At 70.0% G+C, this 26,892-nt stretch carries 26 protein-coding genes; 19 read left to right on the forward strand and 7 right to left on the reverse strand.

Annotation, left to right across the window (positions count from 1 at the left end; all coding sequences use genetic code 11):
- Window positions 1–137 precede the first annotated feature (137 nt).
- Both IFU11_RS09840 and IFU11_RS09845 read left to right on the forward strand, forming a co-directional pair.
- Window positions 138–926 (forward strand): 3-oxoacyl-ACP reductase, encoded by a 789-nt coding sequence (locus IFU11_RS09840; protein ID WP_194718745.1) that lies wholly within the window; start codon window positions 138–140, stop codon window positions 924–926.
- A gap of 53 nt (window positions 927–979) precedes the next feature.
- Entirely contained in the window at window positions 980–1,744 is a 765-nt protein-coding gene (locus IFU11_RS09845) for a FadR/GntR family transcriptional regulator (protein ID WP_124768611.1), read from the forward strand.
- Between the two features lie 90 nt (window positions 1,745–1,834).
- Here the strand turns inward: IFU11_RS09845 and IFU11_RS20535 are convergent, their stop codons facing one another.
- On the reverse strand, window positions 1,835–1,957 hold the full coding sequence (locus IFU11_RS20535; RefSeq protein ID WP_255376692.1) for a hypothetical protein: 123 nt from the start codon (window positions 1,955–1,957) through the stop codon (window positions 1,835–1,837).
- Between the two features lie 71 nt (window positions 1,958–2,028).
- On the opposite strand from IFU11_RS20535, the gene IFU11_RS09850 reads away from it, so the two are divergent.
- Window positions 2,029–2,979 carry a LysR family transcriptional regulator gene (locus tag IFU11_RS09850; RefSeq protein WP_079704995.1) on the forward strand — a complete coding sequence of 317 codons (951 nt, stop codon included), beginning with the start codon at window positions 2,029–2,031 and terminating at the stop codon, window positions 2,977–2,979.
- Window positions 2,980–3,072: 93 nt separating this feature from the next.
- On the opposite strand, the gene IFU11_RS09855 is transcribed toward IFU11_RS09850, so the two are convergent.
- Window positions 3,073–3,771, reverse strand: a complete 699-nt coding sequence (locus IFU11_RS09855) for a DedA family protein (protein WP_192018816.1) — start codon at window positions 3,769–3,771, stop codon at window positions 3,073–3,075.
- Between the two features lie 171 nt (window positions 3,772–3,942).
- On the opposite strand from IFU11_RS09855, the gene IFU11_RS09860 reads away from it, so the two are divergent.
- Window positions 3,943–4,818 carry an exodeoxyribonuclease III gene (locus IFU11_RS09860; protein WP_192018817.1) on the forward strand — a complete coding sequence of 292 codons (876 nt, stop codon included), beginning with the start codon at window positions 3,943–3,945 and terminating at the stop codon, window positions 4,816–4,818.
- 26 nt (window positions 4,819–4,844) lie between these two features.
- Here IFU11_RS09860 and IFU11_RS09865 read toward each other — a convergent pair whose 3' ends face one another.
- The 3 genes from IFU11_RS09865 to IFU11_RS09875 all read right to left on the reverse strand — a co-directional run bounded on the left by IFU11_RS09865 (window position 4,845) and on the right by IFU11_RS09875 (window position 9,258).
- Window positions 4,845–6,425: a DUF4832 domain-containing protein gene (locus IFU11_RS09865; protein ID WP_192018818.1), complete on the reverse strand. Its 1,581-nt coding sequence runs from the start codon at window positions 6,423–6,425 to the stop codon at window positions 4,845–4,847.
- A gap of 159 nt (window positions 6,426–6,584) precedes the next feature.
- On the reverse strand, window positions 6,585–8,177 hold the full coding sequence (locus IFU11_RS09870) for an amino acid permease (RefSeq protein ID WP_192018819.1): 1,593 nt from the start codon (window positions 8,175–8,177) through the stop codon (window positions 6,585–6,587).
- A 160-nt stretch (window positions 8,178–8,337) separates the two neighbouring features.
- A complete protein-coding gene (locus tag IFU11_RS09875) occupies window positions 8,338–9,258 on the reverse strand; it encodes an AEC family transporter (protein ID WP_192018820.1) in 921 nt (306 codons plus the stop codon).
- A gap of 164 nt (window positions 9,259–9,422) precedes the next feature.
- On the opposite strand from IFU11_RS09875, the gene IFU11_RS09880 reads away from it, so the two are divergent.
- Complete coding sequence (locus tag IFU11_RS09880) at window positions 9,423–10,520, forward strand: Glu/Leu/Phe/Val dehydrogenase family protein (RefSeq protein ID WP_244631729.1); 1,098 nt, start codon at window positions 9,423–9,425, stop codon at window positions 10,518–10,520.
- Window positions 10,521–10,599: 79 nt separating this feature from the next.
- Here IFU11_RS09880 and IFU11_RS09885 read toward each other — a convergent pair whose 3' ends face one another.
- Together IFU11_RS09885 and IFU11_RS09890 are read right to left on the reverse strand one after the other, a co-directional pair.
- Window positions 10,600–11,613, reverse strand: coding sequence for an NADP-dependent oxidoreductase (locus IFU11_RS09885; protein WP_192018821.1), 1,014 nt, complete (start codon window positions 11,611–11,613; stop codon window positions 10,600–10,602).
- 91 nt (window positions 11,614–11,704) lie between these two features.
- Window positions 11,705–12,091 (reverse strand): DUF1304 domain-containing protein, encoded by a 387-nt coding sequence (locus IFU11_RS09890; RefSeq protein ID WP_079003829.1) that lies wholly within the window; start codon window positions 12,089–12,091, stop codon window positions 11,705–11,707.
- Between the two features lie 132 nt (window positions 12,092–12,223).
- Here IFU11_RS09890 and IFU11_RS09895 point away from each other — a divergent pair, with 132 nt between their 5' ends.
- From IFU11_RS09895 to IFU11_RS09960, 14 genes are all read left to right on the forward strand, one after another.
- Window positions 12,224–12,805 carry a TetR/AcrR family transcriptional regulator gene (locus tag IFU11_RS09895; protein ID WP_192018822.1) on the forward strand — a complete coding sequence of 194 codons (582 nt, stop codon included), beginning with the start codon at window positions 12,224–12,226 and terminating at the stop codon, window positions 12,803–12,805.
- Between the two features lie 131 nt (window positions 12,806–12,936).
- On the forward strand, window positions 12,937–13,845 hold the full coding sequence (locus tag IFU11_RS09900; RefSeq protein WP_192018823.1) for an ABC transporter ATP-binding protein: 909 nt from the start codon (window positions 12,937–12,939) through the stop codon (window positions 13,843–13,845).
- Between the two features lie 54 nt (window positions 13,846–13,899).
- On the forward strand, window positions 13,900–14,961 hold the full coding sequence (locus IFU11_RS09905) for an aliphatic sulfonate ABC transporter substrate-binding protein (RefSeq protein WP_192018824.1): 1,062 nt from the start codon (window positions 13,900–13,902) through the stop codon (window positions 14,959–14,961).
- Between the two features lie 45 nt (window positions 14,962–15,006).
- Window positions 15,007–15,870: an ABC transporter permease gene (locus IFU11_RS09910; RefSeq protein ID WP_192018825.1), complete on the forward strand. Its 864-nt coding sequence runs from the start codon at window positions 15,007–15,009 to the stop codon at window positions 15,868–15,870.
- Between the two features lie 160 nt (window positions 15,871–16,030).
- Window positions 16,031–17,464, forward strand: coding sequence for a DUF6421 family protein (locus IFU11_RS09915; protein ID WP_192018826.1), 1,434 nt, complete (start codon window positions 16,031–16,033; stop codon window positions 17,462–17,464).
- A gap of 134 nt (window positions 17,465–17,598) precedes the next feature.
- On the forward strand, window positions 17,599–19,002 hold the full coding sequence (locus IFU11_RS09920; protein WP_192018827.1) for a sensor histidine kinase: 1,404 nt from the start codon (window positions 17,599–17,601) through the stop codon (window positions 19,000–19,002).
- The gene (locus IFU11_RS09925) at window positions 18,999–19,706 is read left to right on the forward strand and encodes a response regulator (protein WP_192018828.1); all 708 of its coding nucleotides are present in this window, start codon (window positions 18,999–19,001) and stop codon (window positions 19,704–19,706) included. Before IFU11_RS09920 ends, IFU11_RS09925 begins: the two co-directional genes overlap by 4 nt.
- A 63-nt stretch (window positions 19,707–19,769) precedes the next feature.
- Complete coding sequence (locus IFU11_RS09930) at window positions 19,770–20,774, forward strand: aldo/keto reductase family protein (RefSeq protein WP_064295523.1); 1,005 nt, start codon at window positions 19,770–19,772, stop codon at window positions 20,772–20,774.
- Between the two features lie 187 nt (window positions 20,775–20,961).
- The gene (locus IFU11_RS09935; protein ID WP_192018829.1) at window positions 20,962–21,846 is read left to right on the forward strand and encodes an ABC transporter ATP-binding protein; all 885 of its coding nucleotides are present in this window, start codon (window positions 20,962–20,964) and stop codon (window positions 21,844–21,846) included.
- The gene (locus IFU11_RS09940) at window positions 21,843–22,994 is read left to right on the forward strand and encodes an ABC transporter permease (RefSeq protein WP_371742754.1); all 1,152 of its coding nucleotides are present in this window, start codon (window positions 21,843–21,845) and stop codon (window positions 22,992–22,994) included. Before IFU11_RS09935 ends, IFU11_RS09940 begins: the two co-directional genes overlap by 4 nt.
- A complete protein-coding gene (locus IFU11_RS09945) occupies window positions 22,991–23,428 on the forward strand; it encodes a hypothetical protein (protein ID WP_079704981.1) in 438 nt (145 codons plus the stop codon). Before IFU11_RS09940 ends, IFU11_RS09945 begins: the two co-directional genes overlap by 4 nt.
- A gap of 161 nt (window positions 23,429–23,589) precedes the next feature.
- Window positions 23,590–24,699, forward strand: coding sequence for a threonine aldolase family protein (locus IFU11_RS09950; protein ID WP_192018830.1), 1,110 nt, complete (start codon window positions 23,590–23,592; stop codon window positions 24,697–24,699).
- A 92-nt stretch (window positions 24,700–24,791) separates the two neighbouring features.
- Window positions 24,792–26,237 (forward strand): threonine synthase, encoded by a 1,446-nt coding sequence (gene thrC / locus IFU11_RS09955; protein WP_192018831.1) that lies wholly within the window; start codon window positions 24,792–24,794, stop codon window positions 26,235–26,237.
- Window positions 26,238–26,396: 159 nt separating this feature from the next.
- Complete coding sequence (locus tag IFU11_RS09960; protein ID WP_192018832.1) at window positions 26,397–26,741, forward strand: hypothetical protein; 345 nt, start codon at window positions 26,397–26,399, stop codon at window positions 26,739–26,741.
- The last annotated feature ends 151 nt before the right edge of the window (window positions 26,742–26,892 follow it).

Here is a 26,892-nt window from a genome sequence, read left to right on the forward strand (position 1 = left end):
GGGCCGCACCACCCCGGTACCCGAGCACCACCCCGGTCCGTGAGCACCACCCCGGTCCCTGAGCAACACCCCGGTCCCTGAGCACCACCCCGGTCCCTGAGCTTGTCGAAGGGCGGGGCAGAGAGAAAGAGCACCACATGACCATCACCCCCATCGACCTCACCCAGCGACTCGCCGGGAAGGTCGCCGTGATCACCGGCGGCGCGAGCGGCATCGGCCTCGCCACCGCGAAGCGCTTCGCCGCGGAGGGCGCGACCGTCGTCATCGGCGACCTCGACCCCACGACCGGCCAGGCGGCGGCCGAGCTCGTCGGTGGGCTCTTCGTCCAGGTCGACGTGACCGACCAGGCGCAGGTCGACCACCTGTTCGACACGGCGGCCGAGACCTACGGCTCGGTCGACATCGCCTTCAACAACGCCGGCATCTCCCCACCCGACGACGACTCGATCGAGACGACCGAGCTCCCGGCCTGGGAGCGCGTGCAGGACGTGAACCTCAAGTCGGTCTACCTGTGCTCGCGCGCCGCCATCCGCCACATGGTGCGGCAGGGGAAGGGCTCGATCATCAACACGGCGTCGTTCGTCGCCGTCCTCGGTTCGGCCACCTCGCAGATCTCGTACACGGCGTCCAAGGGCGGGGTGCTCGCGATGAGCCGCGAGCTCGGCGTGCAGTTCGCGCGGCAGGGCATCCGTGTCAACGCCCTGTGCCCGGGTCCCGTCAACACCGCGCTGCTGCAGGAGCTCTTCGCGAAGGACCCGGTGCGCGCGCAGCGGCGACTCGTGCACATCCCCCTCGGTCGGTTCGCGGAGCCCGAGGAGTTGGCCGCCTCCGTCGCCTTCCTCGCGAGCGACGACTCGTCCTTCATCACCGGGTCGACGTTCCTCGTCGACGGCGGCATCTCCTCCGCCTACGTGACACCGGAATGAGCTGACGACATGCCCGGGCGGGGGACGCGACCCCGGGGAAATAGACTGATCCGATGAGCGAGACGCGGAAGGGCGACGAGGCGACCGAGGTGCTCAGCGCCGAGCTCCTCCTGCGTCCGGGCCGCGCCGGGAACGCCTTCGAGGAGACCGTCCAGCGGCTCCTGCAGTCAATCCGCCTCGGGCTCATCGAGCCGGGCGGCCGTCTACCGGCCGAGCGCGAACTCGCGACGATGCAGGGGGTCAGCCGCGACACCGTGCGGGATGCGATCGCCGCGCTCACCGAGGCCGGTTACCTGACCTCGCGGCGCGGGCGCTACGGCGGGACGTTCGTCATGGACGAGCTGCCCGACGACGAAGCGATCAACGCGGCCGACTCCCCCGAGGTCGGCAGGGTCACGATCTCGGCGGCGGAGATCGAGGACACGCTCACGCTCCGCAGCATCCTCGAGGTCGGTGCGGCGCGCGAAGCGGCGCAGTGCAAGCTGTCCGGCGCCGACCGCGAACGACTCTGGCAGGCACTCGGAGACTGCCGGGACGCGGCGCCCGCCGACTACCGCCGCCACGACTCCCGCCTCCACCTGCTCATCGCCGAGCTCGTGGGTGCCCCCAGCCTGCTGCCGCTCGTCGCCGAGTCGCGCATGCGGGTCAACGAACTCCTCAACGGCATCCCGCTGCTGGCGGTCAACATCGCGCACTCCGACGAGCAGCACGAGCGCATCGTCAAGGCGATCCTGCGCGGTCACCCCGAGGAGGCGGCGCAGGCGATGGCCGAGCACGTCGCCGGCTCCGAGGCGCTCCTCCGCGGCTTCCTCGCCTGAGCGCCTGTCGCGGCGCGGACATGGAACGACCTCCCGGCGACGAGTCGCGAGGAGGTCGGATGCGCCGGTCGGGCCGGCGGGTGCGAGGTCCTAGAAGGACTTCGGGTAGGTGCGGGCCGGGATGGCACGGTAGCCGTCGCGCTTGACGACGACGACCGATCCGACGGCTGCACTCGCAGCGAGGAGGGCGATGATGCCGAGATAGATGGTCATGGTTCTATGAAACGCCTGTTGGCCGTGAAGGACAAGCGAACAATACTGACATCACTCGGTAGCATCGCTACATGGACGTCCGCCGACTCGACCTGCTCCGCGAACTCGCCGAGCGCGGCACCGTGCACGCCGTCGCGGAGGCCACGCACCGCACCCCGTCCGCGGTCTCCCAACAACTCAAGGTCCTCGAGCGCGAGGCCGGCCTGCCGCTCACCGAACGACGTGGCCGCGGGCTCGTCCTCACCGACGCCGGCCGGGCACTCGCGGCCAGCGCCACGGACGTCGCCGTCGCGATCGAACGGGCGACGAGTGTGTGGGACGAGTACCGCAACCGTCCGATCGGCACCGTCACGGTCGCGACCTTCCCCACCTTCGGGCAGATGGTCGTCCCCGCCGTGCTCCGCACGCTCGAAGCGGTACCCGGCCTGCGGGTCGTCGTGAGCGACCGAGACCCCGACCTCGAGGACTTCCCCGATCTGGCGGCCGACTTCGACATCGTCATCGCGCAGGCGATCAGCGGCGAGCGCAACTGGGTCCGTCGCGGTCTCCGCATCACGCAGCTGCTCTCCGAGCCGCTCGACGTCGTGCTGCCGGTCGGGCATCGCCTCAGCGGACAGACCGTCCTGACCCCGGCGGACCTCGCGGACGAGTCCTGGATCGGCGTGCCGGTCGGCTATCCGCTCGACCGCCTGCTCCGCAGCATCGAGGCCGAATCGGGCGGCGAGCTCCGAGTGGTGCAGCGGGTGAGCGACAACCGCATCGCGGAGGCGATGGTCGCGGCGGGCCTCGGTATCGGCCTCCTCCCGCGATACACGGCGAGCGGGCCGGAGCGCGGCATCGTCCTCCGTCCGCTCGCGGGGCTCGACGCGACGCGACGGATCGTCGCGCTGTCGCGTCCCGACCGCGCCGAACGCCTGGCGGTGCGGACCGTCCTCGACGCGATCCGCGTGGAGGCGCAGTCGGTCGCCGCTTCGCACACCGCGCCGGAGCCCGAGGAACTCACCACGCCCCGCTGGGTGTGAGCCGCAGGACCGCGCTCAGGAGTCCGTCGGTGCGCCGGTAGCGGCGACCGCGGACACACCGCAAGAGTCCTGAGAACGGTCCCGGCGCGACGGTCAGCCCTCGGCCCGACCGGCGCCGCTGCGCTCCCGGCGATACCGTTTCACGCCCTTCCAGACCGCGACGCCGACGGCGATCACGACGCCCGCGATGACCACCTTCTGCAGGATGCCCGCGTACTCCTCGACGATGTGCCACTGCTCGCCGAGGAAGAACCCGGCGAGCACGAAGATGGTGTTCCAGATGGCACTGCCCGCGAAGGTGAGCAGCGTGAACCGCAGGACCGGCATCCGTTCGACACCGGCGGGGACGGAGATGAGGCTCCGGAAGATCGGCAGCATCCGACCGAAGAACACCGCCTTCGAGCCGTGCTTCTGGAACCAGGCCTCCACGCGGTCGACGTCCTCGACGTGGACGAGCGGGACCCGCTCGGCGAGGCGGCGCATGCGGTCACGTCCGAGGACGGCGCCGATCGCGTAGAGGGCCAGCGCGCCGATCACGGAACCGGCCGTCGTCCAGATGAGGACCTCGACGAGACCGAGCTTGCCCTGACTGGCGGCGAATCCGGCGAGCGGCAGGATGATCTCACTCGGCAGCGGCGGGAAGAGGTTCTCGAGGGCGATGGCGAGCCCGGCTCCCGGACCACCCAACGTCTCCATGAGGTCGACCGCCCAGTCGGCGACCCCTCCGAGGGCACTGTCCCCTCCGGTCGAGGCGGCGGACAGGCTGAACGTGGCGGCGGTGGACGTCGTCATGCCCTCGACGCTACGCGACACCCGCTCGCCATCCCTGGGAACCTCCGCTCAATCCCCCACCCGTCGGTTCCACCGAACCGGCCGTTTCTCAGGACCTCTCCGGCGTGGCGAGCCTTCCCCGGGGCGACACGCCGGAGGTCTCCTGAGAAAGGAAACCGATAGCGTTGGGGCATGCGCATCGCCACCTGGAACGTCAACTCGATCCGTACCCGCGTCGGCCGCGTGGTCGACTGGCTCGTCCGCGAGGACGTCGACGTCCTCGCCATGCAGGAGCTCAAGTGCAAGCCCGAGCAGTTCCCGATGGAGGCCTTCACGAAGGCCGGCTACCAGGTGGAGCTCCACGGGCTCAGCCAGTGGAACGGCGTCGGCATCGCCAGCCGCCTTCCGATGGAGGACGTGCAGATCGGCTTCCCCGACATGCCCGGCTTCGGCAAGCCACCGGCGAGCCTCGCGCTGGGCGGTCCCGGCTTCGACGCCGACGGCCTGCCGCTCGAAGCGCGAGCCATCGGCGCGACGGTCGACGGCGTCCGCCTCTGGAGCCTGTACGTCCCGAACGGCCGCGCGGTCGGCGACCCGCACTACGACTACAAGCTCCGCTGGCTCGCCGCGCTCGAAGCCGACACCCGCTCCTGGCTCGCCGAGAACCCCGAGCTGCCGCTCGCACTCATGGGCGACTGGAACGTCGCGCCGCTCGACTCCGACGTCGGCGACCCGAGCTTCGGCCCTGGCTCGACCCACATCTCCGCGCCGGAGCGCGCCGCCCTCGCGGCCTTCGTCGACGCGGGACTCCAGGACACCGTCCGACCGTTCGTCCCCGAGGGCTACACCTTCTGGGACTACAAGCAGCTCCGGTTCCCCCGGAACGAGGGCCTCCGGATCGACTTCATCTACGGCTCACAGGCGTTCGCGGACCACGTCGTCGAGGCATCGATCCACCGCAACGAGCGCAAGGGCGACAGTCCGAGCGACCACGTTCCCGTCGTCGTCGACCTCGACTTCACCCTCTCCGAGGAAGAGGACGACGACTCGCCGATGATCTTCGGCTGAGCCGGCGCCCCCTCACTCGAGTCCGGTCAGGCGTTCCGACGCCGGCGGGCGAGCAGGAGCGCGAGGGCTCCGAGTGCCACCACGCCACCGCCGAGGACCGCGGGAGCGAGCGACGAGACGCCCGTGTCGGGCAGTCTGGCCGCAGCACCGGCCACCGGTTCGGCCATGACGACCCCGTCGGCGCCGACGGTCACCTGACGCTGCAGGCTGTTCACGCCGGTCACCGCGTCCCAGGTGCCGACGTTCGCCGTCTGGACGGCGTAGAGCGGGTTCGCCGCGACCGACTCGTGCGCGGCCGGCAGCGACAGCGCCGTGTCGTAGCGACCGGCCGGGACGTCGGCGAGTGACGCCTGGAGTGTGACAGTCTCCCCCGCACCCCAGGTGCGGGCGTCCGAACCGAACGGGACGCGCACCGTGCGCTCGGCGTTCGACAGCACGAGGTAGGCAGGCCGGCTGTTGTACGGAGCCGCCCAGCCGTCGTTCCGGACCGTGAGCGAGAGCGTGCCGTCCACGACCGAGCTCTCCGTCATCACGAAGCGGTAGCCGAGTCGCTTCGCGGTGGTGTCGAGGTTCTCCTGGCCCCAGGACTGCAGGACGTCCTGCAGGTAGTCCCAGTTGAGGTAGCTGAAGTTGTACCGCTCCATCTCGGCCGAGGCGGTCGCCCACTCCGACCGCGGCGGGTTCACGTTGCAGGTCTCACCACCGACCGGCACCCACTCGCTCTCCTGCGCGAGGTAGTCCTGATCGAGCGAGATCGGGTCCGACAGGTACGTGTCCCAGTCGTCGGGTGCCGCGAGGAAGCAGTCGTTGTGGTGACCGATGCGCGAGATGGCGCTGCCGTCGAACGCCTGCGCCTCGGTGATGGCCCCAGCGGTCCCGGACGGCACCCCGAGGATGTTCTGCTTCATGTTCATGGTCCGCACCTGGATGGAGCGGTCGGCGGGCACCGCCTCGAGGAGCGCCTCGACGACCGCGCGACGCTTCGCCCAGTCCTCGTCCGTGAGGACACCGGGATTCGCCGGGTCCGCGGCGAAGTGGTCCGTGTAGTAGCCCTCACCCCAGAGGCCGACGAAGCCGGCCTGGACGACGGAGATGACGTCGGCGTTGTCCTGGAAGATCGGCGCGAGCTGCTCGATGTGGGTGAGCACGATGTCGAGCGGTGCGTCGCCATACGGCGGCGTGTACGGGAAGTCGCCACCGGCGAGGTACGCGAAGCGGGGGATGATCGAGATGCCGGCGGTGCGAGCCGCGTCGAAGTCAGCCTGGACGAGCGCGAGCCAGGCTGGGTCGAGGGTCGGCTCGGCCACGAATCGTTCCATGTAGAAGACGCGGACGAGTTCGGTGATGCCCTCCTCGCGGTAGGCCGCCAGGGTGGCGACGTCGAGCGGCGTGTACCCCGGCCCGCCCTCGGTCCCCTCGGGGTAGTAGTGGGTGTTGTTCGTGTGGTCGAAGCCGCGCTCGGGATTCGCGATGATCGCATCGCTCGGCTCGTAGGCGACCGTGTCGGCTGGGATCGCGGCAGGTGCTTGCGCCGCAGCGCTCAGCGGAGTGGCGACGACGATGCCGCACGCGGCGAGCACGGCGACGAGACGGAGACGACGGTTCACGGGAACTCCAGCGGGGTCCGGTGGTGCACGGAAGAGGTTGCCCACATCCTGCTGAACCGGCACCCGAGGTGCAAGGGAATGCTCGAAACCGACCCGAAGTGATCACTATCGCTTAGCGATTCACCCCGAACGACGGACCCGCCGGCGTCCGCGCTCCCGCTATGACCGCGGTGCGCCCCCGCGCTTCCGCTTGTTCGCATCGATGGCGGGACGCTCGGCCACCACCGGCCAGGTACCCGTGTGCCCCTCTCGTGCGGCCGCAGCGGCGAGGATCCGCGGCTTGGCGGCGAACCATCCGACGATGAGCAGCGGGATGAGGACGACGAGGGAGGCGAGGACCCAGCGGCCGGTCTCCGAGAAGCCCATGGTCACGAGGACGAAGGCGAGGAAGGCCAAGGTCAGATACGACGTGAACGGCGCCCCGAACAGGCGGAACGACGGCCGCTCGACCTTGCCCTGCTTCGCCCAGCGTTGCAGCTGGATCTGGCAGAGGATGATCGTCGCCCACCCGCCGATGATGCCGATCGCCGAGATCTCGAGCACGATCTCGAACGCCTTCGACGGCACCAGCGCATTGAGGCCGACACCCAGCAGGGTGAGGGCCGCCGTGAGCAGGATCCCACCGAACGGGACGCCGTTCTTGCTCATCTTGCCCGTGAACGCGGGGGCCGAACCGTTGACGGCCATCGAGCGGAGGATGCGACCGGTCGAGTAGAGGCCCGCGTTGAGGCTCGACAGCGCCGCGGTCAGGACCACGAAGTTCATGACCGACGCCGAGACCGCCCCAGCCTGCTCGGACCCGATGTGCGAGAAGAAGGTGACGAACGGGCTCTCGCCGGCCTCGTAGGCCGTGTAGGGCAGCAGGAGCGAGAGGAGCAGCACCGAGCCGACGTAGAAGATCGCGATGCGGAAGATGACCGTGTTGACGGCCTTCGGCATGATCTTCTTCGGCTCGGCCGTCTCACCTGCGGCGGTCCCGACGAGTTCGATCGCCGCGTAGGCGAACACCACACCGGAGATCGCGATCATCGGCGCGAACGCCCCGACGGGGAACAGCCCGCCGTTGTCGCCGATGACCGAGAATCCGACCGGGCCGATGTCGGTGCGGCCACCGAAAACGATGAAGCAGACGCCGACGATGAGGAAGATCACGAGCGCCGACACCTTGATGAGCGCGAACCAGAACTCCATCTCGCCGAACAGCTTCACCGACACGAGGTTGAGCGACAGGACGATCACGAGGGCGACCAGCGCGAACACCCACTGCGGGAAGTCCTCGAGCTCCTTCCAGCCGAACAGCTTGCCGAAGGTCTTGACGTAGAGCGCGGCCGCCGTGACGTCGACGATCGACGTCATCGCCCAGTTGAGGAAGTACAGCCACCCCGCGCCGAACGCCATCTTCTCGCCGTAGAACTCACGCGCGTAGGAGATGAACGAGCCCGAGGACGGGCGGTGGAGGACGAGTTCACCCAGAGCGCGCAGGATGAGAAACGCGAAGAACCCGCAGAGCGCGTACACGAGGATGAGCGCCGGGCCGGAGCTGTTCAGGCGCCCGCCCGCACCGAGGAAGAGCCCGGTACCGATCGCGCCGCCGATCGCGATCATCTGGATCTGCCGCGGCTTGAGGGTCTTGTGGTACCCCTCCTCCTCACCGGAGAAGTCCTGCACGGCGAGCATCTCGTCGCCGACGGTCTCGCGGGATTCGGCCCAGTCTCCGGAACGTTCGTGTCGTGGGGTCGTGCCTTCGGTCATGTCGTCCCATCGGGTCGGGTCCGACGGCGCTCCGCCGGACTGGACGGTGGTATATCTCAGTCGTGCCCGCCCAAGAGTAGTCGCGAACGTTCGGCATTTCCGGCCATCGCTGTCCATTCTTCGGAGGACAGAGGCGCTCCGGACGGACCAGTTCCGGGGGTCAGGCGAGCAGGGCGGCGACGACGACGAGGACCGGCACGGAGAGGATGGTCGTCAGCAGGACGGTGTCGCGGGCGAGCGTGACACCCTGCTCGTATCGGCTGGCGAAGTTGTAGACGTTCTGGGCCGCGGGGAGGGCGGCGAGGACGACGGAGGCGAACAACGGTGTGCCGCTCAGCCCGAACCCGAAGTGGGCGACGAGGTAGGCGAACCCGGGCATCACGACCGATTTGATCGTCGTCGCCACGAAGATCTCCAGACGTCCGCTGCCGGCCTGCAACGGCCGCATGCCGTGTAGCGACATCCCGAACGCCATGAGGATGAGCGGCACGGCTGCGCCGCCGAGGAGCTCGAACGGAGCCATGACGGGCTCGGGGAGCCGGACGCCGAACAGGTTGAGCACGACGCCGATGATCGACGCGACGATCATCGGGTTGCGGAAGGGTTGCGTCACGATGCCGAGGAAGGAGACGGAGCCGCGCTGTCTGACATCGAGGATGGTGAGCGCGATCGGGGCGAAGACGAGCAGCTGCAGCAGGATGACCGGGGCGACGTACCCGGCCTCGCCCAGGACGTAGACCGCCACCGGGATGCCGATGTTGTTGGCGTTGACGTAGCCCGAGCCGAGCGCACCGATCGTCGCGACGGAGAGGTCCTTGCGCAGCCACACGGCGTTCAGCAGCACGAAGAGTGCGGCGGCCGACAGGGCACTCGCGAGGGCGACCCAGATGAAACTGCTGAACACCTCGTGCAGGTCGGCCGTGGCGAGCACGGTGAACAGCAGCGCCGGGTTGGTGACGAAGAACGCCACCCGGTTGAGCACATGCCCGGTCGTCGGGCCCCCGACCTCGAGACGCCCGGCGAGGTAGCCGACGAGGATGACGGTGCCGATGATCGCGAACCCCGTCAGCACTCCACCCATGCCGTCCAGCCTAGGTGCAGCCCGTCCGGCGGCCCGGTCGAGCCGACGGTTGTGGAGCGGGCGGTCGGCGTGGAGAATCTGGGGAGGAGAGCCGGGCACCACCAACGCCCCGTGATCCGCTCCCACCAGGAGCCCGCACCAATCACCCACGAGGAGATCCGACGATGACGTCATTCGACCCGGTCGCGTCCAGCGACGCGATGCACAGCACCACCCTCCCCCACGAACGCCTCTCCATCACCCGCGGACCGCGCTCCGGGCTGACCATCAGCGTCGCCCTGCACTCCACCGCCCTGGGACCGGCCCTCGGCGGCGCGCGACTCTGGCGGTACGGGTCCTGGCTCGAGGCCGTCGACGACTCCCTCCGCCTCGCCGCGGGGATGACGATGAAGAACGCGGCCGCCGGTCTCGCGCACGGCGGCGGCAAGTCCGTCATCCACCTGCCCGTCGGCACGACCCTCGACCCCGCGGAGCGTCGCGCCGCGATGCTCGACCTCGGCGACGCGGTCGAAGCGCTCGGCGGCGCCTATCGCACCGCGGAGGACGTCGGCACGACCGCCGAGGACATGGCCGTCGTCGCCGAGCGGACCGACCACGTCAGCGGGCTGCCGGCGGACCGCGGAGGTGTCGGCGAACCGAGCGAGGCGACGGCGGCCGGCGTGCACGCGGCCATCACCGCGACACTCGAGACGGTCTTCGGCACCCCGCTCGTCGCGGGCCACCGGGCGACGATCTCCGGGCTCGGCCAGGTCGGCGGCCGTCTGGCCCGGCGGCTCGCGGCCGAGGGTGCTCGCCTCATCGTCACCGACGTCGACCCACGGAAGCGCGCCCTCGCCGAGGAGATCGGCGCCAGCTGGATCGAACCGGGCGACGAGCACCTCGTCGAGACGGACCTCTTCGTGCCGTGCGGTGTCGGCGGTGCCCTGAACGGCCGGGTGATCGGGCAGCTGCGGTGTCGCGCCGTGGTCGGGGCGGCGAACAACCAGCTCGCCTCCCGCGCCGACGCGGTGGCCCTCGAGGAGCGCGGCATCCTGTGGGCGCCGGACTTCGTCGCGAACGCGGGCGGCGTGATCTACCTCGCCATGGCATCAGAACCGGGCGCCGACGCCGCGGCCATCGAACAGCGGGTGTCGGCGATCGGGCGGACCGTGCAGTCGATCTACCGGGACGCCGCAGCGGAGGGCGTCACGACGCTCGTCGCCGCCGAGCGCCTCGCGATGGCCCGCATCGATGCGGCCGGCGGGATCCTCGCAGTGGTCTGACGACGACGAACGGCCCGTCCACCCGGAGCGGGTGGACGGGCCGTCGATCGCCACTGTCAGGCGAGGTCGAGGGATCGCGTCAGAGCTTGACGACCATCTTCCCGGTGTTGGCGCCGCGCATGAGCGCGAGGAACGCGTCGAGCGTGTGGTCGAGGCCCTCGTAGACGGTCTCGTCGAAGACGACGTCACCGTTCTGCAACCAGGCACCCATCTCACCGGAGAACGCCGGGAAGTGCTGCGTGTAGTTGCCGACGGTGAAGCCCGTGAGGGTGAGCCCGCGGGTCACGATGTTCGACAGGTTGCGCGGGCCCTCGGCACGCTCGGTGTCGTTGATCTGCGAGATGACGCCGCAGAGCGCTGCGCGTCCGCCGTCGTTGAAGGCGTCGATCGCCGCTTCGAGGTGCTCGCCGCCGACGTTGTCGAAGTACACGTCGATGCCGTCGGGTGCCGCGGCCGCGAGCTGCTCGGTGACGGGGCCGTCCTTGTAGTTGAACGCGGCGTCGTAGCCGTACTTCTCCGTCAGCAGGGCGACCTTCTCAGCCGATCCGGCCGAACCGATGACGCGCTTCGCGCCCTTGAGACGGGCGATCTGGCCGACCATCGTGCCGACGGCACCTGCAGCACCGGAGACGAACACCGTGTCGCCCTCCCGGAACTTGGCGACCTCGAGCAGACCGACGTACGCGGTGAGGGCCGTCATGCCGAGGACGCCGAGGTAGGCGGACAGCGGGACGCCGGGGAGCTCAGGGACGACGCGGAACCCGCTGGCGTCCTCCTGGACGAGGTCGCGCCAGCCGAACTGGTGCAGGACGACGTCGCCGACGGAGAAGCCCTCGGCGGCAGACTCGACGACCCGGCCGACGGCTCCGCCGGTCATCGTCTCACCGAGCTGGTACGGCGCGACGTAGGAGCGGGCGTCGTTCATGCGACCGCGCATGTAGGGGTCGACGGAGAGGAAGAGGTTCTGGACCCGGAGCTGGCCGGGCGCGAGCTCCGGGAGTTCGACGGACACGGTCCGGAAGTCGGACTCGGTCGGCCAGCCCACCGGTCGCGAGACGAGCTGGATCTGGGTGCTGAGCGCGGGGGTGTTCATGTGGTGCCTTTCCTTGGTGCGATGATTCGGTGGGCGGGCGCAGCGCGTCGTCGGGTTGCGGACGGGTGACGCCTGGGGCGTCGCGGAGGTGTCAGACGGCCAGTGCGATGACGAGCGCGATGAGTCCGAGCAACGGGGTGGTCCCCTGGACGATCGCGGCGCGGGCCTTCGTGCGGTCCGAGGTGATGAGGACGAGCGAGGCGAGGAGCATGGAGCCGGCCGAGGCGAAGACGAGGGCCGCGCCGATACCGGTCGAGCCGGTGATGAGGAAGACGATGCCGACGATCGTGCCGATCGCGAGGAACAGGTTGTAGAACCCCTGGTTGTACGCCATCCCGCGGGTGGTCTCGGCCTCGAGCTCGGAGGTGCCGAAGGTCTTGCGGGTGGCCGGCTCGGTCCAGCGCAGCGACTCGAGCACGAAGATGTAGACGTGCAGGAGGGCGGCGATGCCGACGAGGACGAGACTGACGACGAGCATGGGACGGGCCTTCCGGGAGATCGGCGTCGAGTCGTCCGGACGGAGCGACATTCTGTACCGATGGGTCTACTATAATAGTAGAACGCTCGGTCCACAACCCCGTCACGGATGCCGAGCGAGGAGGAGGCGCCCATGGGACGCACGCAGGAGTTCGACACCGTCGCCGTCGTCCAGGCGGCGCGCGACGTCTTCTGGGACCGCGGGTACGAGGCGACCTCGCTCGCCGACCTCGAAGCGGCCACCGGCCTGCGGCGGTCGAGCCTCTACCACGCCTTCGACAGCAAGCGCGGGCTGTTCGACGCCGCCGTGCAGGACTACCTCGACACCGTCATCCGACCGCGCCTCGCGGTCCTCGCGCTGGCGACGGACGGCAGAGCCGGGCTCACCACCTACTTCTCCGGCGTGCAGACGGTCATCGCGACCCTGCCCGACGACTCCCCCCGCCGCGGTTGCCTCCTCCTCAACAGCGCGGCCGGCCTCGCGGCCCACGACGACGCACTGCGCGAGGTCGTCGACGGCTACCGGGCCGAGCTCACCACCGCCGTCTCGGACGCCCTGGCCCTCGCACGTCCCGAGGTGGACGCGGGCGAATTGGCCGCGGCCGCACGGCAGCTCACGTCGTTGTCGGTCAGCGCGCTGCTGCTCGCCCGGGTCAACCGGGAGGAGGCCGTCGCCATCCTCGACGTCGCCCTCGCGCAGGTCGGCAGCTGGTAGCGGACGCATAACACCGGAACCCTCCGGATGTCACCGGCGGACGCCAATGTGACGCTCTGTTTCGGCGACCGAGAGGGGTCCGTCGCCCTCGCGTAGCATGGCGGGCACCCCACCCCTGGAGCCCGAGACCCATGACGAACGCTGCCCCAAGCCCGCTCGCCGCGGGCTCGCCGGTCACCCGCGACGCCGTTCCCGTCGGCTCGGCGGATCGTGCCTCCACGGTCGCGTTCGCCGGGGTCGGCCGCACCTTCGCGAGCGGTGCCGGCAAACGCACCGACGTCCCGCGGCCCGTGCTGCGCGACGTCACGATCACCGCCGAGGCCGGCGAGGTCGTGGCGATCCTCGGCACGAGCGGCTGCGGCAAGTCCACCCTGCTGCGCATCGCGGCCGGTCTCGACCACCCGACCGCCGGCTCCGTGCTCATCGACGGCACACCCGTCGCCGGCATCGACCCGCGCACGGCCTTCGGCTTCCAGGAGCCTCGACTGCTCCCCTGGCGCACCATCGCGGCGAACGTCGCACTCGGTCTGCCCAAGCGGACACCCGCAACCGAAGGACGTGCCCGCGTCGCCGAGCTGCTCGAACTCGTCGGGCTCGCGGACTTCGCCGAGCACCGCCCACGGGAGGTCTCCGGCGGCATGGCGCAACGCGCCTCACTCGCCAGGGCCCTCGCCCGCCGGCCGGGCGTCCTGCTCCTCGACGAACCGTTCGGCGCCCTCGACGCCCTCACCCGGCTGAAGATGCAGGACCTGCTGCTCGCCATCCACCTCGCCGCCCCCACCACCATCCTGCTCGTGACGCACGACGTCGACGAGGCCCTCCAGCTCGCCGACCGGGTCATCCTCCTGGGTCGCGAGGAGGGACAGCCCGGTTCGACCATCGCGCAGACCGTGACCGTCCCCGGCAACCGCCCGCGCGACCGCGGGTCGGCAGAACTCGCCGAGCTGCGCGGCCGCCTCCTCGACGGACTCGGCATCGACCGCCACGGTCTCGCCCGCGGCGACCAACGACTGCCGTCCATCCCGCACTTCCCGTACTGAGCCACCCACCACCTCCGCCGTCATCCCGCACCGATCCACAGCAAGGACCAACGCATGACCTCACGACGCCGCTTCACCACCTCCCGCGCCGGGCGCGCGGCCATCGTCGCCGCGACCGCCGCCGCAGCGCTCCTCCTCAGCGGCTGCGTCGCGGGCGAGAACGCTCCTGCGGCCGGCGGCGACAGCACCGCCGGCACCACCGAGGGCGGCACGCTCGACATCGACTTCGCGACCTACAACCCGCTCTCCCTCATCATCAAGGACCAGGGCTGGCTCGAGGACGCACTCGACGACCAGGACATCACCGTCAACTGGGTCCAGTCGGCCGGCTCCAATAAGGCGAACGAGGCACTGCGGGCCGACGCGATCGACGTCGGGTCCACCGCCGGGTCCGCCGCACTCCTGAACCGGGCGAACGGATCGGCCATCCAGGCGATCGACGTCTTCTCGCAGCCCGAGTGGTCGGCGATCGTCGTCGGCCAGGGCTCGACGATCACGGACGTCGCCGAGCTCAAGGGCAAGAAGGTCGCCGCGACGAAGGGCACCGACCCCTACTTCTTCCTCCTGCAGGCGCTGGAGGAGGCCGGCCTGTCCGCCTCGGACGTCACGATCGAGAACCTCCAGCACGCCGACGGCTGGGCTGCCCTGCAGAACGGTTCCGTCGACGCGTGGGCCGGTCTCGACCCGATCATGGCCGGCGCCGAGGAGGCGGGCGCGAAGCTCATCTACCGCAACGTCGACTTCAACAGCTACGGCATCCTGGCCGCGACCGAGTCCTTCATCGACGAGCGCCCGGACGTCGCGCAGACCGTCGTGAACGCCTATGAGCACGCTCGTGAATGGGCTGCGTCGAACCCCGACGAGACGGCGCAGATCCTCGCGGACGCCGCTGGCCTCGACCTCGCCGTGGCGACGAAGGTGATCACGGAGCGCTCGAACCTCGACGTCGACCCGGCCCCGGGCAAGGCGCAGGAGCAGGTCCTGTCGATCATCGGCCCGATCTTCGTGGAGTCCGGCGACGTGTCGTCGCAGGACAAGGTCGACGACGCCCTGGCCGACCTCTTCAACCCGAGCTTCGTGGACGACGCGGACCCATCCGTCATCGGCGCGAAGTAGTCCGGCACCTTCCCAACCTCGGTCCCTGAGCCTGTCGAAGGGCCCATGACCCCGTCCCGAGAGGCTCCCGTGAGCGACCAACCCGGTCTCGGCACCACCGCAGCCGCGGGTGCCCAGGCGACCCAGTCCGGCCGCGACGCGCGCGCCGTTCTCGGGTCCCGCAGGATCGTCGTCGTCCTCGGCGGCTTCCTCGTCCCCGTCGTCATCCTCGGGGCCTGGCAGCTCGTCACCGCGTTCGGCCTCGTCCCCGCCTCGCAACTCCCGGCACCCGCCGAGGTCTGGGCGGCCGGCGTGGATCTCGCGCAGCGCGGCTGGCTGCAGCAGGACGTCGCCATCTCGGTGCAGCGCGTGCTCATCGGGTTCCTCATCGGCGCTGTCCTCGGCCTCGTCCTCGGCGCGGTCGTGGGGCTCTCGCGCCTCGGCGACATCCTGCTGTCGACGACCTTCGCGGCGATCCGTGCCGTCCCGTCGCTCGCGTGGGTCCCGCTGCTCATCCTCTGGCTGAAGATCGGTGAGGAGTCGAAGATCACGCTCATCGCGATCGGCGCGTTCTTCCCGGTGTACACGACGGTCTCCGCCGCGCTCCGCCACGTGGACAAGCACCTGGTCGAGGCCGGCCGCGCGTTCGGGCTGAACGGTGTCGCGTTGTTCCGGACGGTGCAGCTGCCCGCCGTGACGCCCTCGGTCGTCTCCGGCCTCCGGCTCGCGCTGGCGCAGTCGTGGCTGTTCCTCGTGGCGGCGGAGCTCATCGCCTCGTCCATGGGACTCGGATTCCGCCTGGTGGACTCGCAGAACAACGGCCGGGTCGACCGCATCTTCTTCGTCATCATCGTGCTCGCCCTGCTCGGCGCGATCACCGATGCGCTCGTCGGTGTACTCGACCGCTGGATCAAGCGCCGCTGGGGGTAGGGGCCTGCCGCCGCCGGCCGTGCAGTTCCCCAGCGCGAACGGCCGAATGTTGCAGCGAAGTCGCTCCTGACGCAAGAAATCCGCACCCCCTCCGCCCCTACGCTCGAAGGAATCGTCGCCCACCCCGGGCGACGCCTGCGCACGCGGAAGGAGGTTCACCATGTCGAACGTCGCCACCACCCACACGAAGAGCATCGTCGGAGAGCCGGAGGTCGTCGAAGACGCCGCCGCACTCGTCGGGCACCCGGCCTGGACGGACCTCAAGGCCGCCGCGACCGCGCTGCAGGCCGTCCAGGTGAAGGACGGCTCGATCCCCGAGGCGAGCGACCACGGGCCGGCGGCAGGGCACGTCGCCACGATCGTCGCGAGCGTCCGCACCCTCGCTCCGAACTTCCCGCACGACGCCGAGTACCTCGACGCCCTCGTCGCCGACTTCGACCGCTGGGAGCGCGACGGCTTCGGCGCCCCGGACTTCCTCGACTCGCTCGTCGCCTTCCACCCCGAGCGGCACCGCGTGGACGGCCTGGGACACCTCGTCGTGTTCCCGATGGTCACGCAGAACGGTTCGACCGACCGCCACATCGAGGCCGTGCTCGTCGAGGTCATCTGGCCCGAGTTCATCGCCGCGCTCGAGGCCGGCGACTACACGAACGCGCTCTTCGTGCCGATCCGCTTCCTCGACTTCACGCCGGGGTACGACACGAACTCGGCGGTCCTCTTCCCCGAGACGGTCGCGATGCGCGCGATCCCGGCGTTCACCTGGGGCGCGATCTTCCAGGACCGCGAGGCGGCCCGGTACCGTCGGGTCGTCCGAGCCGCTTCCGAGATCACCAAGCTCGAGCTCCCGGCCGACGCCGCGTCCCTCCTGGACGACCAGCAGCTGGCCGAGGAGACCTTCGTCATGTGGGACCTCATCCACGACCGCACGCACATGCGTGGTGACCTCCCGTTCGACCCGTTCATGATCAAGCAGCGGATGCCGTTCTTCCTGTACTCGCTCGAGGAGCTGCGCTGCGATCTCACGGCGTTCCGCGAATCGGTCCGGCTGGAGCGCACGCTGACGACCCGCGCGGAGACCGAGACGCTCGACGCGGCGGACGTGGCGATCCTCGAGCACGCGAAGCTCGTCCAGTACGCGATCATCTTCGACCGCATCTTCCGGTTCGCCATCACCGGCTCACGCGTCCGGAACTACGACGGCGTCGGCGGCCAGCTGCTGTTCGCGTGGATGCACCAGCACGGCGTGCTGCACTGGACCGACACCAGGCTCACGATCGACTGGGACGAGGTGCCCGACGTGGTCGTGCGGCTCGGCGAGAGCATCGACGAGCTGTACTGGCGATCGATCGACCGTCCGAAGACCGCGCACTGGCTCGCCGCGTACGAGCTCGTCCGGACGACGCTGACGCCGCACCCCGCGTCGCAGTGGGCGCGTGGGCTGTCCGACGAGATCCTGAGCGGACCGCCGCGCGGGCTCACCGACGCGGTCCTCGACGACGAGTTCCCCCTGTCGATGTTCTATGAGGCGCTCGGCAAGAAGATGGCGGACGTCATCACGTCGACCGCCGGGATCACGGGGCGATCCGCGGCCTGACCCGACCGTGCCGCGGAGGAGCCCGGAGCAGCACTCTCCTGAGTGCCGCTCCGGGCTCTTGTTCGAACGCCGGACCGCCGCGCTCCGTCGCTCGACGGATGTCCCAGGCGGGGCGTCGCGCTAGCGTGGACGGCATGAGCGAGCCCGCCGTCGACCAGCAGGAGGAACGCCCGGTCGACCCCTACGACGCCGAGTGGCGGCGTCCGGCCGCGACGCCGTCGGAACAGCGATCCGACATCATCCTCGCCGTCGCCCTCGGCGTCGGTACCCTCCTCAGCCTGACGCTGTACACGATCGCCGGGTTCTACCCCGAGCCCGCACCGATGTGGGCGTCCGTCCTCTGGGCGGTCGGCATCACCGCGCCGCTCGCGTTCCGCCGCCGCTTCCCGTGCTCCGTCTCGATCGTCGTCGCCGTCATGTTCATCGTGGGCGGCACGGTGCTCGTACCCGAGGTCCTCTTCACGAACATCGCCCTGTTCCTCGCGATCTACACGGTCGGGGCATGGGTTCCGAACCGACGTCGCGCTGCGCTCGTCCGCGTGCTCATCATCGTCGCCATGTTCGTCTGGCTGCTCGTCTCCATGTTCATCCAGGCGACCGACCCCGACGCCTTGCCCAGTCTCTCCCGGGTGGGGCTCTTCTCACCCCTCGTGGCGTTCATCCTCATCCAGATCCTGACGAACATCCTCTACTTCGGAGCCGCGTACTTCTTCGGCGAGCGCGTGTACCAGTCCTCCCGGGAGCGGGCGGCGCTCGAGCAGCGCACGGCCGAGCTCGAGGCGGAGCGCGCCCGTTCCGCCCGGCAGGCGGTCGCCCTCGAGCGGGTGCGGATCGCGCGCGAGCTGCACGACGTCGTCGCCCACCACGTCTCGGTCATGGGGGTCCAGGCAGGCGCCGCGCGCACCGTGCTCGATGCGGACCCGGCCGCCGCGCGGGATGCGCTCACGAACGTCGAGCTCGGCGCACGGAGCGCGATCGACGAGCTGCGCAAGATGCTCGGCACCCTCCGCGCGCACGGAGAACCGACCGACGAGGAGAGCAGTCCGTCGACCGTCGGCGTCGGCCAGCTGGGCCGGCTCGCCGACGAGTCGACGGCGAACGGGCTGCCGACGAGGTTCGAACTCGTGGGCACACCGGTCGCGATCCCGGCCGTCGTGTCGTTCAACCTGTATCGGATCGCGCAGGAGGCGCTCACGAACGCCCGTAAGTACGGCGGCACCACGGCGACGGCCGAACTCAGGCTCCGCTATCTGGACGACGCGGTCGAGCTCGAGGTCACGAACACGGGGACCGTCCCGACGGTGGCCCGGCGCGGCGGGCTCGGGCTCATCGGGATGCGGGAGCGCGTGGCGTCGTCCGGAGGCGTCCTCGAGGTCGGGGCCCGCGCCCGCGGCGGCTTCCTCGTGCGGGCCGCCATCCCGCTCGGCCGGCCGTGCGACCAGGCGATGGAGCCCGTCGCCGCGTCCATCGCCGACGCCCGCCTCGCCTCCTCCGCCGCAGGACGACCCCACACCACCACGACGAAGGACCAGGCATGACCGAGCAGCCCACCCGCATCCTTCTCGTCGACGACCAGGAGCTGCTGCGCGCCGGCTTCCGCATCATCCTGGGCTCCCAGCCCGGGATCGAGATCGTCGGTGAGGCGTCGGACGGCGCCGAGGCCGTCGCGCTGGCGACGACGCTCGCGCCGGACGTGATCTGCATGGACGTCCAGATGCCGGGCATGGACGGCCTCGAGGCCACCCGTCGGATCGTCGCGGATCCGGACACCAACGCCGCCGTCCTCATCCTCACCACCTTCGACCGCGACGACTACCTGGCCGAGGCGCTCCGGGCCGGTGCGAGCGGGTTCCTCCTGAAGAACTCCTCGCCGGAAGAACTCGTCGCAGCGGTCTCGGTGATCGCGGGCGGGGAGGCGCTCCTCTCTCCGGCGGTCACCCGCCGGGTCATCGAGGGGTTCACCCGGCAGGCCCCCGCCGTCGAGGACGCCGTGGAGGATCACACCGTCCCGGCCGGGCCGACGACCGGCGCCGACTACGACCAGCTGACGGAGCGCGAGCGGGAGGTCCTGCAGCTGGTCGCCCAGGGCCTGTCCAACCAGGAGATCGCGACCACGCTCTTCGTCGGCGAGGCGACCGTGAAGTCGCACGTCTCGAAGGTGCTGCAGAAGCTCGCCCTCCGTGATCGCATCCAGGCGGTCATCTATACCTACGAGCACGGGCTGGCGTCGCCGCGCAGCTGAGGGTTCGCTCCGTCTCCGCGCAACCCCGTCGGCCGGTCGGATGCGAGGAGTAGCGTGACGACCATGGAATTTCGATACCTCGGCAACAGCGGACTCAAGATCTCAGAGATCATCTTCGGCAACTGGCTGACCCACGCCTCGCAGGTGGAGAACGACGTCGCCACGGCGAGCGTTCGCGCCGCCCTCGACGCCGGCATCACCACCTTCGACACGGCCGACGCCTACGCGAACACGGCGGCTGAGCAGGTGCTCGGCGACGCCCTCAAGGACGAACGACGCGCGAGCCTGGAGATCTTCACGAAGGTCTACTGGCCCACCGGCCCGAAGGGGCACAACGACGTCGGGCTGTCGCGCAAGCACATCATGGAGTCGATCGACGGGTCGCTCACGCGTCTCGGCACCGACTACGTCGACCTGTACCAGGCCCACCGCTACGACAGCGAGACGCCCCTCGAGGAGACGATGCAGGCCTTCGCCGACGTCGTCCGGGCGGGCAAGGCGCTCTACATCGGCGTGAGCGAGTGGAACGCCGAGCAGCTGCGCGCCGGCCACGCCCTGTCCAAGGAGCTGGGCTTCCAGCTCATCTCGAACCAGCCGCAGTACTCGATGCTGTGGCGGGTCATCGAGGAGGAGGTCGTCCCCACCTCACGCGAACTCGGCATCTCCCAGATCGTCTGGTCGCCGGTGGCGCAGGGCGTCCTCAGCGGCAAGTACCTCCCGGGCGCAGAGCTCCCGCAGGGCAGCCGGGCCACCGACGAGAAGGGCGGCGCCGACACCATCAAGCGCTTCCTCGACGACGAGGTGCTCACGGCCGTCCAGCAGCTGAAGCCCATCGCCGACGAGCTCGACCTCACCATGGCGCAGCTGGCGCTCGCGTGGGTGCTGCACAACGACAACATCGCCGGTGCGATCGTCGGGGCTTCGCGTCCCGAGCAGGTCACCGCGAACGCCGCCGCGGCCGGTGTGAAGCTCGACGACGCGGTCATCGCCCGCATCGACGAGGCCATCGGCTCCGTCGCCGAGACCGACCCCTCGAAGACGGTCTCCCCGGAGTCCCGCCCCGCCTGATCCAGCGCTCGGCTGGTCCACGACGCCCGGTATCCCCCACTCGACGGAGAAGGGGACCGGGCGTCGTCGCGTCAACCCGTCCTACGGCGGATGCCGGTGGCACACCACGCCGCGTAGCGTGATCGCCATACCGGGAGAACCCGACGCAGGACACTCGGTCCAGCACGCAGATCACAGGAGGCGGCCGATGCTCGAACTCAGCCACATCGACAAGTCGTACGGCGAGCGGAAGGTGCTCGACGACGTCAGCTTCCAGGTCGCCCCCGGCCGCATGACGGGGTTCGTCGGCGGGAACGGCGCCGGCAAGACGACGACGATGCGCATCCTGCTCGGTGTCCTCGCCGCGAACGCCGGAACCGTCACCCTCGACGGCACCCCGCTCACCCCGGAAGACCGCCGCCGGTTCGGCTACATGCCGGAGGAGCGCGGCCTCTACCCGAAGATGCGGGTCGAGGAACAGCTCGTCTACCTGGCCCGCCTCCACGGGTTCACGACCCACGCCGCCAAGCGCAACGCCGGCGAACTGCTCGAGCGCCTCGGCCTCGGCGAGCGCCGGAACGACGCCCTCGAGAGCCTGTCGCTCGGCAACCAGCAGCGGGCACAGATCGCCGCGGCGCTCGTCCACGACCCCGACGTCCTCGTCCTCGACGAGCCGTTCTCCGGTCTCGACCCGATGGCGGTCGACGTGGTCGTCGGGGTGCTCAGCGAGTTCGCCGCAGACGGCTCCCCCGTCCTGTTCTCCAGTCACCAGCTCGACATCGTGGAGCGCCTCTGCGACGACCTCGTGATCATCGCCGGTGGCAGGATCCGCGCCTCCGGCTCGCGCGAGTCGCTCCGCGAAGCCCACGCCGGCAACCGCTACGAGCTGCTCAGCGCGGCCGACACCGGCTGGCTGCGCGAGCGTCCGGGGATCTCCGTCGTCGACTTCGACGGTGGCTACGCCCTCTTCGACGCCGACGACGCCCAGGCGGCGCAGGCCGTGCTCCGTGAGGCGCTGACCCAGGGCGACGTCACGAGCTTCGCCCCCCTCCGACCCACCCTCGCCCAGATCTTCAAGGAGGTCATCCAGTGACCACGGCAACCGAGTCCCCGATCCAGCCCGCCGGTCGTCGTCGCTCCGGCCCGGCCTCCCCCAGCCTCGTGCAGAGCATCGGTCTCGTCGCCGAGCGCGAGGTCAAGATGCGTCTGCGCAGCAAGACCTTCCTCATCTCGACGGGCATCCTGCTCCTCGTGATCCTCGCCGGTATCGTCGTCGGTGGGTTCCTCGCGAAGAACACCGCCTCGGAGACCACGAAGGTCGCGGTCGTCGGGAACGCGGGTGCGGGACTCGTCGACGGCAAGACCTTCGACGTGACCGAGGCGACCGACGTCGCCGCAGCTGAGGCCCTGGTGAAGTCGGGCGACGTCGAGGCGGCGATCGCACCGGCCTCCGACGACAACCCCACCGGCGTCCAGGTGATCTTCGACTCCGAGGCCTCCAACACGCTCATCATGCAACTGAGCGCGCAGCCGCAGGTCACCATCCTCGATCCCGACGCGGACGGCTCCGCGGGCTTCCTGCTCTACATCGTGTCGCTCGGGTTCGGTCTCGTGTTCTTCGTCTCCGCCACCACCTTCGGGGCGTCGATCGCGCAGAGCGTCGTCGAGGAGAAGCAGACCCGCGTCGTCGAGATCCTCATGTCCGCCATCCCCGTGAAGGCGCTCCTCGCCGGCAAGGTGCTCGGCAACAGCATCCTGGCGTTCGGGCAGATCCTGGCGATCGCGGCGCTGTCGGTGATCGGGCTGACGGTGACGGGCCAGACCGAGCTGCTCGCCGGCCTCGGGACCCCGGTCGTCTGGTTCGTGGTGTTCTTCGTGCTCGGCTTCATCCTGCTGGCCGCACTGTTCGCCGCTGCCGGATCGCTGGTCTCACGTCAAGAGGACATCGGTTCGACGACGACCCCGATTACGATGCTGATCATGATCCCGTACTTCGCCGTCATCTTCTTCAACGACAACCCGGTGGTGATGACGATCATGTCCTACGTGCCGTTCTCGGCAGCCGTGGGCATGCCCGTCCGTCTCTTCGTCGGCTCGGCGCAGTGGTGGGAGCCGATCCTGTCCCTGCTGATCCTCGGGGTCACCGCGGCGCTCGTCATCCTCGTCGGCTCGCGGATCTACGAGAACTCGCTGCTGAAAATGGGTGGCCGGGTCAAGCTCTCGGAAGCGCTCAAGGCATGAGCGGGCTCGGCGGGATCGACGAGGTCTTCAACCCCGGTGCCTTCGAGGCCAAGCAGTTCCTCGACGCCGAGCAGCGCCTCCCCGCGCCGGCCCCGCTCGCGGGCGATCCGGCCGGCGACATCTACGGCGACGAGCCCATCGTGCTCGACCTCGTGGACGAGGATGAGGAGGACCAGGACGCCCGGCTGACGCCCGAGCAGGCCGCCGCGCTGGCGGCCGAACAGCCGGCTCAGCCCTCCGCCGAAGACGAGCAGCAGGCCGCCGTCGCCTCCTCGATCGCCGTGCACGCGCTCGCCTACGAGCACGCGCTCGCACAGGAGACCCCGGACGCGGAGCCGGAGCCCGGTGCGCACGCCGACGTCGACGCCGCGATCGACGCCGTGCCCGAGGAGGTCGTCCCCTCCTCCGACGGCCCCCGTCACGCCGCCGACTGACCCCGTCTCTCGGTTCACAATTCAGGAGCGCCTCGGCGCGTCCCCACCGACACGCACGGTGCGGGCGCACCACGCCCGGGCGCTCCTGAATTGTGAACATGCCCGACGGCGACCCGAGCACGCAGGAAGTCGGCCCGCGATGCACGGAAGCTGCGTGTGGCATGCGCGAGGATGGATCAGTGACCGACTCTCTGCATGACACCAGCATCCGTGGCTTCGCCTCCGACAACTACTCCGGCGTCCACCCCGAGATCCTCGATGCACTCGCGGCGGCCAACGGCGGCCACCAGATCGCGTACGGCGAGGACGACTACACCCGCCGGCTGCACGAGGTCTTCGCCGATCACTTCGGCCGCGACGTCGCCGTGTTCCCCGTCTTCAACGGCACCGGCGCGAACGTCGTCGGTCTGCAGTCCATGCTCCCGCGCTGGGGTGCCGTCATCTCGGCGTCGACCGCGCACATCAACTCCGACGAGGGCGGCGCGCCGGAGCGGGTCGGTGGCATCAAGCTCCTGACGGTCGACGCCCCCGACGGCAAGCTCACGCCCGACCTCATCGACCGCGAAGCGTGGGGCTGGGGCGACGAGCACCGTGCACAGCCGCTCGTCGTCTCGATCACGCAGACCACCGAGCTCGGCACCCTGTACACGCCCGAGGAGATCCGCGCGATCGCCGACCACGCGCACGGTCACGGCATGAAGCTGCACCTCGACGGCGCCCGCATCGCCAACGCCGCAGCAGCCCTCGGCGTCCCACTGCGCGCGTTCACCGCCGATGCCGGCGTCGACGTGCTGTCCTTCGGTGGGACGAAGAACGGACTCATGTTCGGCGAGGCCATCGTCGTGCTCGAACCGTCGGCATCGGAGGGCCTCGTCTACCTGCGGAAGCTCAACATGCAGCTGGCGTCGAAGATGCGCTTCGGTGCGGCGCAGCTCATCGCCCTGCTCGAGCCGGCGGCCGACGGTGGCGACGGGCTCTGGCTCCGCTCCGCGACCCACGCCAATGCGATGGCCGCGCGCCTCCGCACCTCCCTCGAGGCCCTCATCGCCGCCGGCGAGGCACCGGGACTCGGCTTCAGCCAGCCGACCCAGGCCAACGCGGTGTTCGCGACCCTGCCAGCGGGCGTCCCCGACCGCTTGCGCGAACGCTTCCGCTTCTACGACTGGGACGCGGCGAAGGGCGAGGTGCGCTGGATGTGCTCGTTCGACACCACGGAGGGCGACATCGACGCGTTCGTCGCCGCGATCCGCGAGGAACTCGCCCGCGCGTAGCGGCCGGTCACGATGACGGCGGGCCTCTGCGCGTCGACCCCCGATATGGCAAGGTTGGAGATCGGGCTTCCAACCGGATGAGAGAGACGGTCATGCACTATCAGTCGACGCGGGGCCACGATCTGCCCCAGCACTTCTCGGACATCCTCCTCGGCGGGCTCGCCCCGGACGGCGGCCTGTACCTCCCGGCGGAGTACCCGCAGCTGACCGCTGAGGAGCTCGAGTCGTGGCGCGAGCTGTCCTATGCCGACCTCGCGTTCGCCGTGCTGTCGAAGTTCGCCGACGACATCCCCGCCGCCGAGCTTCAGGACATCACCCGTCGCACCTACACCGCCGAGGTCTACTCGAACGGCCGCGCCGGCGACGACGCCTCGCTCATCACCCCGCTGCGCACCCTCGGCGAGGAGGGCCGCACCGAGCTGCAGCTCCTCGGCCTCTCGAACGGCCCGACGCTCGCCTTCAAGGACATGGCGATGCAGTTGCTCGGCAACCTCTTCGAGTACACGCTCGCGAAGAGCGGCGACGAGCTCAACATCCTCGGCGCGACGTCCGGCGACACCGGGAGCGCGGCCGAGCACGCCATGCGCGGCAAGACCGGCATCCGGGTCATCATGCTGAGCCCGCACGGCCGCATGAGCAGCTTCCAGCGCGCGCAGATGTTCAGCCTCCAGGACGACAACATCGTGAACCTCGCCGTCGAGGGGAACTTCGACGACTGCCAGGACATCGTGAAGGCCGTCTCGAAGGACGCTCCGTTCAAAGCACTCCACGCCGTCGGTACGGTCAACTCGATCAACTGGGCCCGCGTCGTCGCGCAGGTCGTGTACTACGTGCACGGCTGGCTGCTCGCGACCGACGGTCCGGGCCAGAAGGTGTCGTTCTCGGTGCCGTCCGGCAACTTCGGCAACGTCTGCGCCGGGCACATCGCCCGCTCCATGGGGCTCCCGATCGACCAGCTCGTCGTCGCGACGAACGAGAACGACGTCCTCGACGAGTTCTTCCGCACGGGCGTGTACCGCCCGCGCTCGGCGGCCGAGACGCACCACACCTCCAGCCCGAGCATGGACATCTCGAAGGCGTCGAACTTCGAGCGCTTCCTCTACGACCTCGTCGGTCAGGACGCGACCCGCCTCGGTGAGCTGTTCCGGTCCCTCGACGAGGAGGGCGGGTTCGACCTCTCCGGGACACCCGAGTTCGAGCGGATCAGCGAGTTCGGCTTCGTCTCCGGTCGCAGCACGCACGCCGACCGCGTCGCCACCATCCGCGACGTGCACGAGCGCTACGGCGTCACGATCGACCCGCACACCGCCGACGGCGTCACGGTCGCCCGTCGCCACCTGCGCGAGGGCGTCCCGATGCTCGTGCTCGAGACCGCACTGCCGGCGAAGTTCGCCGAGATCGTCCGCGAGGCGCTCGGCGAGGAGCCGGAGCGTCCCGAGGCGTTCGAGGGCATCGAGGGGCTCGAGCAGCGCTTCGAGATCGTGCCGGCCGACGTCGACCGCATCAAGGCGATCATCGTGGAGCACACCGGCCGCTGACCCTCCCCGGTCCCTGAGCCTGCCCCGGTCCCTGAGCCTGTCGAAGGGCACCACGCTGTCGACACCGCGTCGGGTCCGGCGGGGAGCACGGAGGATAGGCGTCCGGCGTCCCTGAGCCAAGCCCCCGCGACGTCTCGGCGTCCGGCCTACGCTGCCGTCATGAGCAATCCCATGGATCCAGCAGCAGCAGACGCCCAACGCGACGCCCTCGCCCACGGCGGCCCGGGTGCCCAGGCACACGTGCCCGGTGAGGACCATACCGACAGCTCGGTCGGCGGTGTCGTGCCCGACGGCGGTGCGGTCGACCGCTCGGCCGACGACGCGGCCCCCGGTGACGGCGGCCTGAGCAACGCCGGTGACGGCGTCGGTGGTGACGACGTCGTCGGCGATGCGGGTCTGGACGACGACTCGGACACCGAGGACGCCGTCGAGGACCTCGACGACCAGGACGACCTGGCGGACCGCGCTCCCGTCGGCGACAGCTTCGGCGAGGGCCCGGAGTAGCGCCCCGGTCCCTGAGCCTGTCGAAGGGCGCTCGCGCTCAAGTCACCCCGGTCCCCGAGCCTGTACGAAGGGCACTCCCGCCCCAGCCACCCCCGGTCCCTGAGCCTGTCGAAGGGCACTCCCGCCCGACCCCCCCCCCCCCCCCCGGGGC

This window comes from Plantibacter sp. CFBP 8804 (assembly GCF_014841225.1).
GTDB lineage: Bacteria > Actinomycetota > Actinomycetes > Actinomycetales > Microbacteriaceae > Plantibacter > Plantibacter auratus.

Excerpts from the sequence above, each read along its gene's own strand:
- IFU11_RS09840 (WP_194718745.1), top strand. The coding sequence starts at position 138 with ATGACCATCACCCCCATCGACCTCACCCAGCGACTCGCCGGGAAGGTC.
- IFU11_RS09845 (WP_124768611.1), top strand. The coding sequence starts at position 980 with ATGAGCGAGACGCGGAAGGGCGACGAGGCGACCGAGGTGCTCAGCGCC.
- IFU11_RS20535 (WP_255376692.1), bottom strand. The coding sequence starts at position 1,957 with ATGACCATCTATCTCGGCATCATCGCCCTCCTCGCTGCGAGTGCAGCC.
- IFU11_RS09850 (WP_079704995.1), top strand. The coding sequence starts at position 2,029 with ATGGACGTCCGCCGACTCGACCTGCTCCGCGAACTCGCCGAGCGCGGC.
- IFU11_RS09855 (WP_192018816.1), bottom strand. The coding sequence starts at position 3,771 with ATGACGACGTCCACCGCCGCCACGTTCAGCCTGTCCGCCGCCTCGACC.
- IFU11_RS09860 (WP_192018817.1), top strand. The coding sequence starts at position 3,943 with ATGCGCATCGCCACCTGGAACGTCAACTCGATCCGTACCCGCGTCGGC.
- IFU11_RS09870 (WP_192018819.1), bottom strand. The coding sequence starts at position 8,177 with ATGACCGAAGGCACGACCCCACGACACGAACGTTCCGGAGACTGGGCC.
- IFU11_RS09875 (WP_192018820.1), bottom strand. The coding sequence starts at position 9,258 with ATGGGTGGAGTGCTGACGGGGTTCGCGATCATCGGCACCGTCATCCTC.
- IFU11_RS09880 (WP_244631729.1), top strand. The coding sequence starts at position 9,423 with ATGACGTCATTCGACCCGGTCGCGTCCAGCGACGCGATGCACAGCACC.
- IFU11_RS09885 (WP_192018821.1), bottom strand. The coding sequence starts at position 11,613 with ATGAACACCCCCGCGCTCAGCACCCAGATCCAGCTCGTCTCGCGACCG.
- IFU11_RS09890 (WP_079003829.1), bottom strand. The coding sequence starts at position 12,091 with ATGCTCGTCGTCAGTCTCGTCCTCGTCGGCATCGCCGCCCTCCTGCAC.
- IFU11_RS09895 (WP_192018822.1), top strand. The coding sequence starts at position 12,224 with ATGGGACGCACGCAGGAGTTCGACACCGTCGCCGTCGTCCAGGCGGCG.
- IFU11_RS09900 (WP_192018823.1), top strand. The coding sequence starts at position 12,937 with ATGACGAACGCTGCCCCAAGCCCGCTCGCCGCGGGCTCGCCGGTCACC.
- IFU11_RS09905 (WP_192018824.1), top strand. The coding sequence starts at position 13,900 with ATGACCTCACGACGCCGCTTCACCACCTCCCGCGCCGGGCGCGCGGCC.
- IFU11_RS09910 (WP_192018825.1), top strand. The coding sequence starts at position 15,007 with ATGACCCCGTCCCGAGAGGCTCCCGTGAGCGACCAACCCGGTCTCGGC.
- IFU11_RS09915 (WP_192018826.1), top strand. The coding sequence starts at position 16,031 with ATGTCGAACGTCGCCACCACCCACACGAAGAGCATCGTCGGAGAGCCG.
- IFU11_RS09920 (WP_192018827.1), top strand. The coding sequence starts at position 17,599 with ATGAGCGAGCCCGCCGTCGACCAGCAGGAGGAACGCCCGGTCGACCCC.
- IFU11_RS09925 (WP_192018828.1), top strand. The coding sequence starts at position 18,999 with ATGACCGAGCAGCCCACCCGCATCCTTCTCGTCGACGACCAGGAGCTG.
- IFU11_RS09930 (WP_064295523.1), top strand. The coding sequence starts at position 19,770 with ATGGAATTTCGATACCTCGGCAACAGCGGACTCAAGATCTCAGAGATC.
- IFU11_RS09935 (WP_192018829.1), top strand. The coding sequence starts at position 20,962 with ATGCTCGAACTCAGCCACATCGACAAGTCGTACGGCGAGCGGAAGGTG.
- IFU11_RS09945 (WP_079704981.1), top strand. The coding sequence starts at position 22,991 with ATGAGCGGGCTCGGCGGGATCGACGAGGTCTTCAACCCCGGTGCCTTC.
- IFU11_RS09950 (WP_192018830.1), top strand. The coding sequence starts at position 23,590 with ATGCGCGAGGATGGATCAGTGACCGACTCTCTGCATGACACCAGCATC.
- thrC (WP_192018831.1), top strand. The coding sequence starts at position 24,792 with ATGCACTATCAGTCGACGCGGGGCCACGATCTGCCCCAGCACTTCTCG.
- IFU11_RS09960 (WP_192018832.1), top strand. The coding sequence starts at position 26,397 with ATGAGCAATCCCATGGATCCAGCAGCAGCAGACGCCCAACGCGACGCC.